General features: G+C 73.8%; 10 protein-coding genes. 5 read left to right on the forward strand and 5 right to left on the reverse strand.

All coding sequences use genetic code 11. From position 1 onward, the window contains the following. Positions 1 to 54 precede the first annotated feature (54 nt). Positions 55 to 1,182: an aminopeptidase P family protein gene (locus ACZ5CW_RS21210; RefSeq protein WP_468603539.1), complete on the forward strand. Its 1,128-nt coding sequence runs from the start codon at positions 55 to 57 to the stop codon at positions 1,180 to 1,182. A 53-nt stretch (positions 1,183 to 1,235) separates the two neighbouring features. Beyond that, positions 1,236 to 2,171 carry a phosphotransferase family protein gene (locus ACZ5CW_RS21215; protein WP_468603541.1) on the forward strand — a complete coding sequence of 312 codons (936 nt, stop codon included), beginning with the start codon at positions 1,236 to 1,238 and terminating at the stop codon, positions 2,169 to 2,171. Between the two features lie 69 nt (positions 2,172 to 2,240). On the opposite strand, the gene treZ is transcribed toward ACZ5CW_RS21215, so the two are convergent. Continuing rightward, on the reverse strand, positions 2,241 to 3,986 hold the full coding sequence (treZ, locus tag ACZ5CW_RS21220) for a malto-oligosyltrehalose trehalohydrolase (RefSeq protein ID WP_468603543.1): 1,746 nt from the start codon (positions 3,984 to 3,986) through the stop codon (positions 2,241 to 2,243). 177 nt (positions 3,987 to 4,163) lie between these two features. On the opposite strand from treZ, the gene ACZ5CW_RS21225 reads away from it, so the two are divergent. Next, complete coding sequence (locus ACZ5CW_RS21225; RefSeq protein ID WP_468603545.1) at positions 4,164 to 4,715, forward strand: FHA domain-containing protein; 552 nt, start codon at positions 4,164 to 4,166, stop codon at positions 4,713 to 4,715. Between the two features lie 179 nt (positions 4,716 to 4,894). Further along, a complete protein-coding gene (locus ACZ5CW_RS21230) occupies positions 4,895 to 5,308 on the forward strand; it encodes an SSI family serine proteinase inhibitor (protein ID WP_468603547.1) in 414 nt (137 codons plus the stop codon). Positions 5,309 to 5,320: 12 nt separating this feature from the next. On the opposite strand, the gene ACZ5CW_RS21235 is transcribed toward ACZ5CW_RS21230, so the two are convergent. Together ACZ5CW_RS21235 and lpdA are read right to left on the reverse strand one after the other, a co-directional pair. After that, on the reverse strand, positions 5,321 to 6,571 hold the full coding sequence (locus tag ACZ5CW_RS21235; RefSeq protein WP_468603549.1) for a M14 family zinc carboxypeptidase: 1,251 nt from the start codon (positions 6,569 to 6,571) through the stop codon (positions 5,321 to 5,323). A gap of 137 nt (positions 6,572 to 6,708) precedes the next feature. Then, positions 6,709 to 8,220, reverse strand: coding sequence for a dihydrolipoyl dehydrogenase (gene lpdA / locus ACZ5CW_RS21240; RefSeq protein WP_468603551.1), 1,512 nt, complete (start codon positions 8,218 to 8,220; stop codon positions 6,709 to 6,711). An 88-nt stretch (positions 8,221 to 8,308) separates the two neighbouring features. On the opposite strand from lpdA, the gene ACZ5CW_RS21245 reads away from it, so the two are divergent. Next, the gene (locus ACZ5CW_RS21245) at positions 8,309 to 9,244 is read left to right on the forward strand and encodes a LysR family transcriptional regulator (protein ID WP_468603553.1); all 936 of its coding nucleotides are present in this window, start codon (positions 8,309 to 8,311) and stop codon (positions 9,242 to 9,244) included. Positions 9,245 to 9,271: 27 nt separating this feature from the next. On the opposite strand, the gene treY is transcribed toward ACZ5CW_RS21245, so the two are convergent. Beyond that, on the reverse strand, positions 9,272 to 11,677 hold the full coding sequence (gene treY / locus ACZ5CW_RS21250) for a malto-oligosyltrehalose synthase (protein WP_468603555.1): 2,406 nt from the start codon (positions 11,675 to 11,677) through the stop codon (positions 9,272 to 9,274). A gap of 404 nt (positions 11,678 to 12,081) precedes the next feature. After that, positions 12,082 to 14,190 (reverse strand): glycogen debranching protein GlgX, encoded by a 2,109-nt coding sequence (gene glgX, locus ACZ5CW_RS21255; protein ID WP_468603557.1) that lies wholly within the window; start codon positions 14,188 to 14,190, stop codon positions 12,082 to 12,084. Positions 14,191 to 14,368: the final 178 nt, after the last annotated feature.

The following is a 14,368-nucleotide window of genomic DNA, read 5'->3' on the forward strand; positions in this document are numbered from 1 at the left end:
GATGCTGCCCGAGACGCCATCGACCCGTTTCCTCACCCGCGCCCGGAGGCCCGGATGACCGGTAGTACGCCCGCGCCCTTCACCGCCGCCGACTACACGGCTCGCATGGAGCGTGCCGCCCGCTCGGCGGCCGACGCCGGCCTCGCGGGGCTGCTCGTGGCGCCGGGACCGGACATGGTCTGGCTGACCGGGTACACGCCGACCGCCGTCACCGAACGGCTCACCGTGCTCGTCCTCGCCCCCGGCCGCGACCCCGTGCTCGTCGTGCCCACCCTGGAGGCCCCGGACGCCGAGAAGGCGACCGGCGCCGCGGCGCTGACCCTGCGCGACTGGACCGACGGCAAGGACCCCTACGCCGTCACCGCCGCCCTCCTCGACGCCCGCGGCCGCTTCGGCATCAGCGACAACACGTGGGCGATGCACCTGCTGGGCTTCCAGCGGGCCCTGCCCGACACCTCGTACGCCGCCCTCACCGACGCCCTGCCCATGCTCCGTGCGGTGAAGGACGCGGCGGAGCTGGACCTCCTGGCAGCCGCGGGCGCGGCCGCCGACGCGGCGTTCGAGGAGATCCGGAAGGTTCCCTTCGCCGGCCGTCGCGAGTCCGACGTCGGCCAGGACCTCGCCGGCCTGCTGCGCCGCTTCGGCCACTCCCAGGTCGACTTCACCATCGTCGGCTCCGGACCCAACGGCGCCAATCCGCACCACGAGGTCGGCGACCGCGTCATCCAGCACGGCGACATGGTCGTCCTCGACTTCGGCGGCCTGAAGGACGGCTACGGCTCGGACACCTCCCGCACCGTCCACGTCGGCGAGCCCACCGAGGAGGAGCGTCGGGTGCACGACATCGTGCGCGCCGCCCAGGAGGCCGGCTTCCAAGCCGTACGGCCGGGCGCCGCCTGCCAGGAGGTCGACCGCGCCGCACGCGCGGTGATCACCGACGCCGGCCACGGCGAGCACTTCATCCACCGCACCGGGCACGGCATCGGCGTCACCACACACGAGCCGCCGTACATGATCGAGGGTGAGGAGCAGCCCCTCGTGCCCGGCATGTGCTTCTCCGTGGAGCCCGGCATCTACCTGCCCGGCCGGTTCGGGGTGCGCATCGAGGACATCGTCACGGTCACCGAGGACGGCGGCCGCCGATTCAACAACACCACCCGCGAGATGGTCATAGTGGACTGAAAGGCCCCAGGAGACATACCTCGACGACACCCGGAACGGCACACGCGCGACCCATGACCCAGGCACCGACACCCACCGCGGACACCGTCCGCAGACTGGTCCGCTCGCTGCTCGAGGAGGGCACCGGCGGCACCGGCGGCCCCGACGTGCGGCCCGTGCGGGAAGGCCGCGAGCACACCTGGTGGGTCGGCACCCGCCATGTGCTGCGCCTCGCCCCCGACCGCGAGGCCTCCGTCCGCCGCCGCCGGGAACTGCGGCTGCGCGACCTGGTGCGCCCGCATGTGCCCGTCACCGTCCCCGTCAGCGTCGCGCACGGCGACTGGGCGCCCGGACTCGCCTACACCCTCGACGCCCTGGTGCCCGGCGGTACGGCCGAGGAGCACGAGGTCTCCGCCCTCGGCGAGGCCGACCTCGCCGGGCTGCTCACCGGGATGCGCGCGGTGCCCGCACGGCAGGCCGAGACGATCGGCGTGCCCCGGACCGCCCCGCGCTCCCTGGAGGCGCTGCGCCGGATGGCCGTGCACGCTGCCGAACGGCTCGCCGCCGCCGACGAGTTCGACGCCGCCCGGCTCCACCAGCTCACCCCGCCCGGCGCGGCCCAGCTCGCCGCCCAGCCCGGCACGGTCGTGCTCACCCACCACGGGCTGACCGGCGAGCACGTGGTGGTCAGTGCCGACGGACGGGTGCGCGGCATCCTGGACTGGACCGAGGCGGCCCTCGGCGACCCCGCCGAGGACATCGCCGGGCTCGCCGTCGCCGTGGGCTCCCCGGCGGCCGTCCGCGCCGCCACCCTGGCCGGCTACGGCGCCCGCCCCTGCCTGCGCGGTCTGTGGCTCGCCCGCTGCGACACCGTCATCCACCTCACCGACCACCTCGAAGGCCGCGCGGCCGGCTCCGTGACCCTGTTGCGAACCCAGCTGCGACGGGTCTGGGAGCCGATCCTGCTGGAGCGGGTGACGGACTTCAAGGAGGACGAAACGGAGCCGTAGCGGCCCGCCAGGGCCGGGCCGGCCGTACGGGAGGGTCTCGGGGCTGGGCGGCGGCCGTACCGGAGGCCCTCAGGGCTGGGTCAGCACCACGCAGGACTCCCCGGGGACCTGCAGCAGGCCGTCCGGGTCCGGCGCCCCGACCGGTTCCCACGCGGCGAGGACCTCCGTGCGGCCGGTGCCCAGGGGGATCGCCGCCGGCTCCTTGCCCAGGTTCACCGCCACCCGCACGTCCCCGCGCCGGAAGGCCAGCCAGCGGGCCTCCTCGTCGTACGCCACCTTCGTGTCGGCGAGATCGGGGTCGGTGAGGTCGGCCTGCGTGTGGCGCAGCGCGATCAGCCGCCGGTACCAGGCCAGCACGCGCGCGTGCGGTTCGCGTTCCGGCTCCGACCAGTCCAGGCAGGACCGTTCCCGGGTCACCGGGTCCTGCGGGTCCGGTACGTCCTCCTCGGCCCAGCCGTGCGCCGCGAACTCCCGCCGCCTGCCCCGCCGTACCGCCTCGGCCAGCTCGGGATCGGTGTGGTCGGTGAAGAACTGCCAGGGCGTGCCCGCGGCCCACTCCTCGCCCATGAACAGCATCGGCGTGAACGGCGCCGTCAGTGCGAGCGTCGCCGCGCAGGCCAGCAGACCGGGGGAGAGGAGGGCGGCGAGCCGGTCGCCCTGGGCGCGGTTGCCGACCTGGTCGTGGGTCTGGCTGTAGCCGAGCAGCCGGTGCCCGGCCACGCGCGAGCGGTCCAGCGGACGGCCGTGGTGCCGGCTCCGGAAGCTCGAGTACGTGCCGTCGTGGAAGTAGCCGCCGGTGAGCGTCTTGGCGAGCGCGGCGAAGGGGGCGCGCGCGAAGTCGGCGTAGTAGCCCTGGGACTCGCCGGTGAGTGCGGCGTGCAGGGCGTGGTGGAAGTCGTCGTTCCACTGTGCGTGCAGCCCGAGGCCGTTCTCCGCGCGCGGGGTGATGAACCGCGGGTTGTTCAGATCCGACTCGGCGATCAGGAACAGCGGCCGCCCCACTTCCCCGGCGAGGCCGTCCACCGCCGCCGACAGTTCCTCCAGGAAATGGCACGCGCGCGTGTCGTACAGCGCGTGCACCGCGTCCAGGCGCAGCCCGTCGATGCGGTAGTCCCGCAGCCAGGCGAGCGCGCTGCCGACGAGGAACGCGCGCACCTCGTCCGAGCCGGGCGCGTCCAGGTTCACGGCCGAGCCCCACGGCGTGTGGTGCGTGTCCGTGAAGTACGGCCCGAACAGCGGGAGATAGTTGCCGGAGGGCCCCAGGTGGTTGTGCACGACGTCCAGGACGACGCCCAGACCGAGCGCGTGCGCCCGGTCGACGAACCGTTTCAGTGCCTCGGGGCCGCCGTACGGCTCGTGCACCGCCCACAGCGAGACCCCCTCGTACCCCCAGCCGTGCCGCCCCGGGAACGGGCACAGGGGCATCAACTCCACGTGGGTGACACCCAGTTCCACCAGGTGCTCCAGCCGGGCGGCCGCCGCGTCCAGGGTGCCCTCGCGCGTGTACGTGCCCACGTGCAGCTCGTAGAGCACCGCGCCCGGCAGCCCGCGCCCCGTCCACCGCGTCCGCCACGCGTACCGCCCGTGGTCCACGACCGCGCTCAGGCCGTCGGGGCCGTCCGGCTGGCGGCGCGAGCGCGGGTCGGGCAGCACCGGACCGCCGTCCAGCGCGAACCCGTACCGGGCGCCGTCCTCCGCCTCCGCCGCGCCCGTCCACCAGCCCGCCCGCTCGGGGTCGCGCGCCAACGCGCGCGTGGCGCCCTCGCACTGGAGTGTCACTCGGTCTGCCTGCGGTGCCCACACCTCGAACTGCACGGACGGTTCCCCTTCGTCTGCTCACCGTGATGTCCCGCGTCCCCCATCGTGCCGCCCACGAGATCGATCCGCTCTCGAATTCCTCCTTTCCGGGCGGGTGTCGCGGAAGTGCGCGCGCACCGGCACCGATTCCGCGTTTTCTGGACACTCGGGGTTCACTGCCCGACAATCACCTGCGTGACGTCGTCCTTCGAGTTCTCCACGTACCCCGCGCGGCTGTCCGACGCGGAGCGCGACAAGGCGCTGCAGGTGCTGCGTGACGGTGTCGCCATGGGCCGGCTGTCGCACGACACGTTCGTGCGCCGCATGGAGCTGGCGCTCGCCGCGCGCCGCTCCGACGAGCTGGCCGCCCTCGTCGCCGACCTGCCCCGGGAGAATCGCTTCTCCCGCGCGGTTTTCGGCACCGTCGAGGCCGTCTCCGGCTTCACCGTACGGCTGCGCCGGGCCTGGCAGGCCGAGCGGCTGCCCAAGCTGTTGCTGCCGCACCCGACGCACTCCCGGCCGCTGCGCATCGGACGCGACCCGGCGAGCGGGCTGCGGCTGAACCACGAGACGGTCTCGCGGGCGCACGCCGAACTCAGCCGCCAGGGCGGCATGTGGGTGCTCAAGGACCTCGGCTCCACCAACGGAACCACCGTCAACGGCCGTCGGGTGATCGGCTCGGTCGTCGTGCGCGAGGGCGACCAGGTCGCCTTCGGCAGGGTGGCGTTCCGGCTCGCCGCGAGCTGAGACCGTGACCGGTTGTGGGATCGACGGCCGGTGGGGAGACGGACGGCCGGTCGTGTGGCAGACGGCCGGTGACGCCGAGGGCCGGTCGGGCTCGAACTGACGTTCCGTCACGCGTGTATACCGTCCCGATCGGGTGAGCCGGACTCCGGAACACGGACCCTCGTGCCGATGCAACGGGCATGACGTACCTCACCAGAGCGACAGCGGCGGCCGGTGCCCTCCTGGCGACCGCCGGTCTCCTCGCCGCGGGCCCGGCCCGGGCGGCTTCCCGCGACATCCACTCGGGCAACTGGCTCTACCTGACGGTCACCCAGGGCGACGCCCGGTCCGGTGACATGCGCGGCGCCCTGCTGCTGTGCGACCCGCCGCAGGGGCACGCGCACGCGGCCGAGGCGTGCGCCGAACTCGCCGATGCGGACGGCGACATCGACCACATCACGACCAGGAGCCGCTTCTGCCCGATGATCTTCGCGCCGGTCACCGCCCGCGCGCGCGGGCAGTGGAACGGACGGTCGGTCACGTTCCAGGAGACGTACACCAGCCGCTGCGTCATGAACGCGCGGACCGGATCGGTCTTCGCCCTCGACGGCTGAGCCGCCGCCGCCTCACCCCGCCTGCTCCCGGGCCTGCTGCGCCGCCACCAGCACGGTCCGGGACTGGTGCTCCACCTGGTGCTCCAACGGCACCCAGCGGGCCCGGAAGCGCGTCGCGAAGGCATCGCACCAGGAGGCGACGAGCTGCTCCAGCCGGGGTGCCGCGCGGTCGTCCGCCTCCCGCAGCACCCGCAGCAGCATCGCCGCCGCCCGCAGCGGCAGCCGCCGCCCGAAGGCGTCCACACTGCCCACGTACGCCATCGTCGTGCCGGCCGGAGGAGTGTGGATCCAGTCCTCGGCGAGGCCCGGAATCAGCTCCAGGGCCCAGCGCGCCGCCCGCAGCAGCGGCCCGTCCGCGCCGTCCAGCCGGGGCAGCGCCTCGGCGAGGATCCGCTCCACCTCCAGCGAGTCCCGCAGCAGCCGTCGGGCCAGGCGCCGGATCGCCGCCGCGGGTGCCGGGTGCGGCGCCGGATCGTCCACCAGGTCGCTCGCCCACATCGGCACCTCCACCACGGCCGTCAGACCGCCGTAGCGGTGCGCGTGGTACCAGGTGCTGTGCCGTGCGTCGTCCGGCATGCTCGGGTAGGCGACCCCCGAATCCGGGCCGGGCATCACATGCACCCCGGGACCGGAGGCCGGCCAGCCCGCGGCGTCCGAGGCGCCCGCCTCCACCGGGATGTGCAGCTGCGCCGCCGACTTGGCGAACGGTTCGGCGAGGCCCGGCACGTCCCGTGTCAGCTGGACCCAGCTGCCGCCCAGGTCGGTGCCGTGCAGCGTCACCTGGAGGTACGGGCGCACCTCGTCGATCACCCCGGTCAGGGCCCGCGTCTCGGGCGGCAGCCGGTCCGGCGGCAGCACCGACGGCGACCACTCCGGTTGTTCCGCGCCCGTCGGCCGGTAGAAGCCGTGGTGGTAGTCGAGCAGACTGCGCGGCGCCGGGGTCACGTGCAGGCTCGCCCCGTCCGGGTCCGCGCACAGCAGGAAGTGCCAGGACGCGTCGGACCGCAGTTCCCGTTCGGACAGCACTCGTTCCGCCAGCACCTGGAGGGTGGAGCCGCCCGTCGGCTCGTTGGCGTGCGCGCCCGCGACCACCAGCACCGACCGCTCGGCGTGCCCCACCGACAGCAGGTGCAGGGCTCTGCCCGCGCGCGAGCGGCCCACCTGCCGCAGCGTGCACAGCCCGGGCTCCTGAGCGGCCAACGACTCCGCGAAGGCGATCAGTTCGGGAACGTTGGGGTAGCGCAGCTCCGGCAGGAGACTCACCCCCGACTCGTTTCCGCCCGGCTTCGCACTCCAAGTCCCGCACGGGTCGAGTGAACTGTCAAGCACCCGGCGGGGGCGGTGTCCGTGGCGCCCGGCGCAGTCGCCCGGCGGCCTTCCGGCCCGTGCGATCCGTGGGATCACTGCTGGTGCAGTCCGCGTCCCGCGAGCGTCAGGAACACCTCGCCCACCGCCTCCGACAGGGTCGGGTGCGCGTGCACGTGCCGGGCGACGTCCGCCGGCTCGGCGTCCCAGCCGACGATCAGCTGGCTCTCCGCGATCATCTCCGACACGTTCGGGCCGACCAGGTGCACGCCCAGCACCTGCCCGGCCCCGGCCTCGGCGACGACCTTCACCATGCCGCCCTGGCCGTGCACCATCCCCTTGGCGACCGCGGTCAGCGGCATCGTGTTGACGTCGACGTCGTGCCCGCGGGCGCGTGCCTCCGCCTCGCCCAGCCCCACGGAGGCGGTCTGCGGCGAGGAATACGTCACCCGGGGCACGGCCGCGTAGTCGACCGGTGCCGACGCGAGTCCGGCCAGCGTCTCGGCCACCAGCAGGCCCTCCGCGAACGAGGCGTGCGCCAGGCCCGGCGAGGGCGGCGGCAGCAGGTCGCCGACGACATGGATGCCCGGCACGGCCGTCTCCAGCCGGGCCCAGTCCGCCGGTGCGACGAACCCCCGCTCGTCCGTCGTCAGACCGGCCGCCTCCAGGCCCAGGCCCCCCGTGACCGGCGCCCGTCCGACGGCCACCAGCAGCCGTTCCGCCTCCACCGTCCGGGTCTCGCCCCGCGCGGTGCGCACGCGCGCGCGTATGCCGTCCTCCAGCACCTCCGCGTCCAGCAGCCGTGCCCCGGCCTGCACGTCGATCCCGCGCTTCTTCAGGCCCCGCGTCAGGTGCCGGCTCACATCGGCGTCCTCCAGCGGCACGATCCGGTCCGCGGCCTCCACCAGGGTGACCTCCGCGCCCATGGACCGGTGGAAGGAGGCGTACTCCACGCCGATCGCGCCGCCGCCCAGCACCAGGACGGACGCCGGCAGCCCCGGCGCGAACAGCGCGTCGTCACTGGTCACCACGCGCCGCCCGTCCGGGGCGAGCCCGGGGAGCGTGCGGGGGCGCGAGCCGGTCGCGAGCACGATCCCCCGGCGGGCGATGAGGTCGCGCACGCCCAGCGTGAGATCGCCGCGCGCGCCGGACGTGGCGTCACCGGGCGCCCCCGGCGCGACATCCGTACGGGCGCCCTCCACCCGCACCGTGCGCGGCCCCGTCAGCCGTGCGCTGCCCCGCACCACCCGTACGCCCGCGTGGGCCAGATGCGCTTCCACCCCCTTGTGGTTGCGTGCCACGATGTCGTCGCGGGTGGCCACCAGCGCCGTCCAGTCGACGGAGTCCAGCGTGGCCTTCACGCCCCAGCGCTCGCGGGCCTCGGCGATGCCGTCGACGAGTTCGGCGGCGTGCAGCATCGCCTTGCTCGGAATGCAGCCGCGGTGCAGACAGGTGCCGCCGACCTTGTCGCGTTCGACCAGGACGACCTCGAGTCCGAGGGCGGCGGCGCGCAGGGCGGTGCTGTACCCGCCCGTGCCGCCGCCGATGACGACGACGTCCGCTGCGCCGGTGGTCGATGCGTTGACGGCCGATGTGTTGATGGTCATGGCATCCACCCTCCGTCCGCCCCTTGTCATGAGTCCAAGGCAATGTTCTTGTGGAATCCATGCAGGACCCTTATGGGAGGGCGAAGAGTTGAGCCTGCGGCAGATGGAGTACTTCGTGACGGTCGTCCACGAGGCGTCCTTCACGCGCGCGGCGGACGCCCTGCACGTCACCCAGCCCGCGCTCTCGCACCAGATCAAGGCGCTGGAGAGGTCGGTCGGCGGCGCCCTGCTGGAGCGCCTGCCGCGCGGCGTGCGCCTCACCCCCATGGGCCGCGCCTTCCTCCCGCACGCCGAACTCGCCGTACGCAGCGCCGCACAGGCCCGCCGCGCGGCCCGTGCCACCGCCGCCGCGGAGGGCGGCGAACTGCATGTCGCGGCCCTGCACTCGATCGCGGTCGGCGCCCTGCCCGACGTCTTCGCCCGCTGGCGCGCCGCTCACCCGCGAGTCCTGCTCCGCCTGCACGAGTACGCCACCGCCGAGGCCCTGGAGGAGGCCGTGCTGCGCGGCACCGCCGACCTCGCCGTCGGCCCCGAGCCCGCCGACCGGCCCGGCACCGTCATACCCGTCGGCGAGGAGGAACTCGTCCTCGTCGTGCCGTTCGACGACCGCCTCGCGGGCCGTACGACGGTGACGCTGCCGGAACTCGCCGACCACGCCTGGATCCGCTGCGCCATGGAACCCGTCGTCCACGGCGCGCGCTTCCTGGACTGGGCCTGCGGGGAAGCCGGCTTCACGCCCCGGACCGCGGTGTGGACCGAGCACACCTCGACGGCCGTGCGCATGGCAGCCGCCGGGGTCGGCGTGTGCGCCGCCCCCGCCCACATCGTGCGCGGCGCCGTGGGCGAGGACTGCGTCGTCCTCACCCCCGACCCCGCCTGGAAGCGCCCCCTCGCCGTCTACGCGCGCGTGCCGCCCACCGGGGCCGCCGAGGCCTTCGTGGACCTCCTGCGCGCCACCTGGCCGGCTCCGGGGGCCTCAGGGCCGTACGCGGACGGCTTGCCGTCCGCCCCGGCGGCCCACTGAGCCACCGTCGCCCCGCGAAGCCCTGTCTCAGTCTCCTCGGCCCTCCGCGACCCGCTCCAGCAGCACCACCGGCAACCGGTCGAAAAGGTCCGCCACGCGTGCGTGGCCGGTGAACTCCCGGCCCGGAACGAGGACGTCCGCCCACCGCCCGGGCGGCAGCGGCAGCCGCGTCTCCCGCCAGCCGCCCGCCTCCGCGAGCCGCAGCGACAGCCGGGTGACCGCCGTGACCACCTCGCTCGAGCGCGCGAACGCCACACAGTGCTCCGCCGCCGGGCCCTCGACGGACAGCGGCGTGTACGCGGCCGTCGCGCCGAAGGCGCCGGGCCGCCGGGCGCGCAGCCGCAGCGCCGCCGCGGTCAGCGCGTCCTTCTCCCCGGGCGCCTCGGGCGGGAACGACACCGGCCGCCGGTTGTCCGGGTCCACCAGCGCCCGGTACTCGCCCTCCGTGCCCTGGTACACGTCGGGTACCCCCGGCATCGTCAGATGGACCAGCGCGGTGCCGAGGACGTTGGCCCGGACGTGCGGCTCCAGCGTCTTGCGGAACGCGGCCACGCGCTCGCCGGGCGGCCCGCACGGCCCGGCGGAGACGAAGGCCGCCACCGCCTCCTCGTACGGCGGCTCCTGCTCCGTCCAGCTGGTGTACATGCCCGCCTCGCGCACGTGCTTCAGCAGCGCCTCCTGGACCCGCTCCTCCTCGGCCGGCCCCAGTCCGAACACCGTCTGCCAGGCCGCCCACGCCAGCTGCCCGTCCGGTACGCCCTCCTCGGGCCGGGTCACCTCGGCGAGCACCTGGGCCCAGCGCCCGGGGCACTCGGTGAGCACGGCCAGTGCCGCGCGGACGTCGGCGCTGCGTTTGGTGTCGTGCGTGGAGACGACCGTGCCGGTGCCCGGCCAGTCGCCCTGCACACGCGCGCAGTACGTGTGGAACTCCTCCGACGACACCCCCGGACGGCCCGGGTCGCCGCCCACCTCGGTCGCCGAGAGCAGCGGCACGTAGCGGTAGAACGCCGTGTCCTCCACCGACTTGGCGCGCAGCGCCGAGGCGGTCTGCGCGAACCGCGCGCGGAACTCCACCCGGTCGGCGTGGCCACCGGCGGACTCGGGGCTCTCGGCGGTATCGGTGACGCCGGTGCCGGGCGTCTCGACGAGCAGCCGGCGCACGACGTCCACCGCCGCGGCCTCCTCGGGCACCACGAAGGCCAGCCGGGCCTCCGCGGCGGCCTCCTCCGTGACGACGGCGGCCACGTCACCGGAGGCGTACGGCCGGTACACCCGCATCCGGACCAGCAGCTCCTCCAGGGCCGTGCGCAGCGCCCACGGGGCACGGTCGCGCAGCGAGAGGTCCGGCGAGGAAGCACACAGCCGGGCGGCGAGCCGGGTCAGCCGGTCGGTCTCGGTGGCCAGCTCGTGGGTGAGCACCTTGTAGGCGGCCCGCCGCACCGTGGCCTCCCAGTTGCCGCCCCGGTCGGTCTGCGGGGCCGCGAACCGACGGTACTCGGCGAGCAGTTCACCGGCGCCCTCCCGGTCGGTGAACAGGCCGTCGACGTGGCGCAGGGCGTCGTAGCCGGTGGTGCCCGCGACCGGCCAGGCGGCCGGCAGGTGCTCGCCGTCGGTGAGGATCTTCTCCACGACCGTCCAGCGGCCGCCGGTCGCCTCGTGCAGCCGCGCGAGGTAGCCGTCGGGGTCGGCGAGCCCGTCGGGATGGTCGATCCGCAGCCCGTCGACCACGCCCTCCGCGAGCAGCTGCAGGATCTTGGCGTGGGTGGCGTCGAACACCTCCGGGTCCTCCACCCGCACCCCGATCAGCTCGGAGATGCTGAAGAACCTCCGGTAGTTCAGCTCGGTCCGGGCCAGCCGCCACCACACCGGGCGGTACCACTGCGCGTCCAGCAGCTTCGGCAGCGGCAGGTGCGCGGTGCCGGCCCGGAGCGGGAAGGCGTGCTCGTGGTAGCGCAGCACGTCCCCGTCGACCACGAGGTGCCCCAGCTCCGAGGCGACCGGCCCGCCGAGCACCGGAAGCAGCATCCGGCCGCCCTGCGCCTGCCAGTCGATGTCGAACCAGCGCGCGTACGGCGACTCGGGCCCCTCGCGCAGCACCTCCCACAGGGCGCGGTTGTGCCGGGGCGCCATGGCCATGTGGTTCGGCACGATGTCCAGCACCAGGCCGAGGCCGTGCTCCCGCGCGGTCCGCGCCAGCGCGCGCAGCCCCTCCTCCCCGCCGAGTTCCTCGCGCACGCGCGCGTGGTCCACCACGTCGTAGCCGTGCGTGGAACCGGGGACGGCCTCCAGGACGGGGGAGAGGTGCAGGTGCGAGACGCCGAGCGACGCCAGGTACGGTACGGCCGCCGCGGCGGCGGCGAACGGGAACGCGGGCTGGAGTTGCAACCGGTAGGTGGCCGTGGGCACCTCCGGTCCGGGGCGCGCAGAAGTCATGGAAACGTACGTACCCAGACTGCCGTCTTTCGTGTCATCCATCCCTGAACGGACCCACGCACGCGTACCTGGCGTCGAGTGCCGGGAACAAAGGGGACGGACGTCACGGGCACGACGGGCGAGCGGGGCCGCGCCCGCGCCCGCGCGCTGGGGCAGGTGGCCCGCGGTCCGCCGGTGGGGCGGCTCGCGGACCGGCACGGGCGGCCCACGGCCGTCCTGGCCCTCCCGGGGGCCGCGGCGGGCGCCACCGTGCCGCTCGTCGGCCCGCCGCCGTCCTCGCCCGTCCGGCGTACGCCCTGGCAGGCGCGTCCCTCCTGGCCGGCCTCTGCGGCGGCGCCTTCGCGCCCGGCGAAAGCCGGTCACCCACCGATCAGCCGCGTCGACGACGTCCCGGGTCGATCCACCTAGGCCGGCCGCTGCAGCACCGTCAGGCTGCGGTCCGGCAGGGTGAGGTGGTCGCCCGCGGTGACCTTCGCGCCGGTCCCGGACGGGACGCCCTCCGGGCGGGCCGTGTCGACGACCACCTGCCACTGCCGGCCGTGGTCGACCGGCACCAGGAAGTCCAGCGGGCCGGGGGAGGCGTTGAACATCAGCAGGAAGGAGTCGTCGGTGATGCGCTCCCCGCGCGAGCCCGGCTCGGAGATGGCGTTGCCGTTGAGGAACACCGTCAGCGCGGACGCCCGCGCCGAATCCCAGTCCCGTTGCGTCATCTCGCGGCCCTCGGGCGTGAACCAGGCGATGTCCGACAGCTCGTCGTGGGTGCCCTCCACCGGACGGCCGTGGAAGAAGCGGCGCCGGCGCAGGACCGGATGGTCCCGGCGCAGCCACACCATCGCGCGCGTGAACTCCAGCAGATCCCTGTCGTCCTCGGGCCACCGTACCCAGGACAGCTCGTTGTCCTGGCAGTAGGCGTTGTTGTTGCCGCGCTGGGTGCGGGCGAACTCGTCACCGTGACTGATCATCGGCACGCCCTGGGACAGCATCAGCGTGGCGATGAAGTTCCGCATCTGGCGGGCGCGCAGCCGGAGCACGTCCGGGTCGTCGGTCTCGCCCTCGGCTCCGCAGTTCCAGGACCGGTTGTGGCTCTCCCCGTCCCGGTTGTCCTCGCCGTTGGCCGTGTTGTGCTTGTCGTTGTACGAGACGAGGTCGTGCAGGGTGAACCCGTCGTGGCAGGTGACGAAGTTGATGGAGGCGAGCGGGCGGCGGCCGTCGTCCTGGTAGAGGTCGGAGGAGCCGGTCAGCCGGGAGGCGAACTCCGCGAGCGCCCGCGGCTCGCCCCGCCACAGGTCCCGCACCGTGTCGCGGTACTTGCCGTTCCACTCCGTCCACAGCGGCGGGAAGTTGCCCACCTGGTAGCCGCCCTCGCCCACGTCCCATGGCTCGGCGATCAGCTTCACCTGGGAGACCACGGGATCCTGCTGCACCAGGTCGAAGAACGACGACAGGCGGTCCACCTCGTGGAACTGCCGGGCCAGGGTGGCCGCGAGGTCGAAGCGGAACCCGTCGACGTGCATGTCGGTGACCCAGTACCGCAGCGAGTCCATGATCAGCTGGAGCACGTGCGGGGACCGCATGAGCAGCGAGTTCCCGGTGCCCGTGGTGTCCATGTAGTAGCGGGGGTCGTCCGCGAGGCGGTAGTACGAGGGGTTGTCGATGCCCTTGAAGGACAGTGTCGGGCCCAGATGGTTGCCCTCGGCCGTGTGGTTGTAGACGACGTCCAGGATCACCTCGATCCCGGCCTCGTGCAGCGCCCGGACCGCCGACTTGAACTCCAGGACCTGCTGGCCGCGGTCGCCCCAGGAGGCGTACGCGTTGTGCGGGGCGAAGAAGCCGATCGTGTTGTAGCCCCAGTAGTTGTTCAGGCCCATGTCGACCAGCCGGTGGTCGTTCACGAACTGGTGGACGGGCATCAGCTCCAGGGCCGTCACCCCGAGCTTGGTCAGGTGTTCGATGATCGCCGGATGGGCGAGCGCCGCGTACGTGCCGCGCAGTTCCTCGGGCAGTCCCGGGTGCCGCATCGTCAGGCCCTTGACGTGCGCCTCGTAGATCACCGTGTGGTGGTACTCGGTGCGCGGCGGCCGGTCGTCGCCCCAGTCGAAGTACGGGTTGATCACCACCGAGGACATGGTGTGCGGCGCCGAATCCAGATCGTTGCGGCGATCGGGCGCGCCGAAGTGGTAGCCGTACACCTCCTCGCCCCACCGGACGGCCCCGCCGATCGCCTTCGCGTACGGGTCGAGCAGCAGCTTCGCCGAGTTGCAGCGCTGCCCGCGCCCGGGGTCGTACGGGCCGTGCACCCGGAACCCGTACCGCTGTCCCGGCATCACGCCCGGCACGTACGCGTGCCGGACGAACGCGTCGCTCTCGCGCAGTTCCACCGCCGTCTCGGAGCCGTCGTCGTGCAGCAGACACAGCTCCACTCGGTCCGCGGCCTCCGTGAAGACCGCGAAGTTGGTCCCGGCACCGTCATAGGTGGCGCCGAGCGGATACGCCTCTCCAGGCCAGACCTGCATGGATACGACTCTCCCAGGTGTGCCGCCCCCCTGGGGCCGCGTTGACTTCCGAGTCTTGACAAAAGTGAGGGAACCTCCCGTGACTTACGTCCCTCTTACCCACCGACCAGCGCACACGACGGGTCTTGTACCCGCCGTGTGCCGAACCAGTGGGGCACACATACTCCCGGAGACCACG

The organism is Streptomyces sp. NPDC031379, assembly GCF_055569615.1.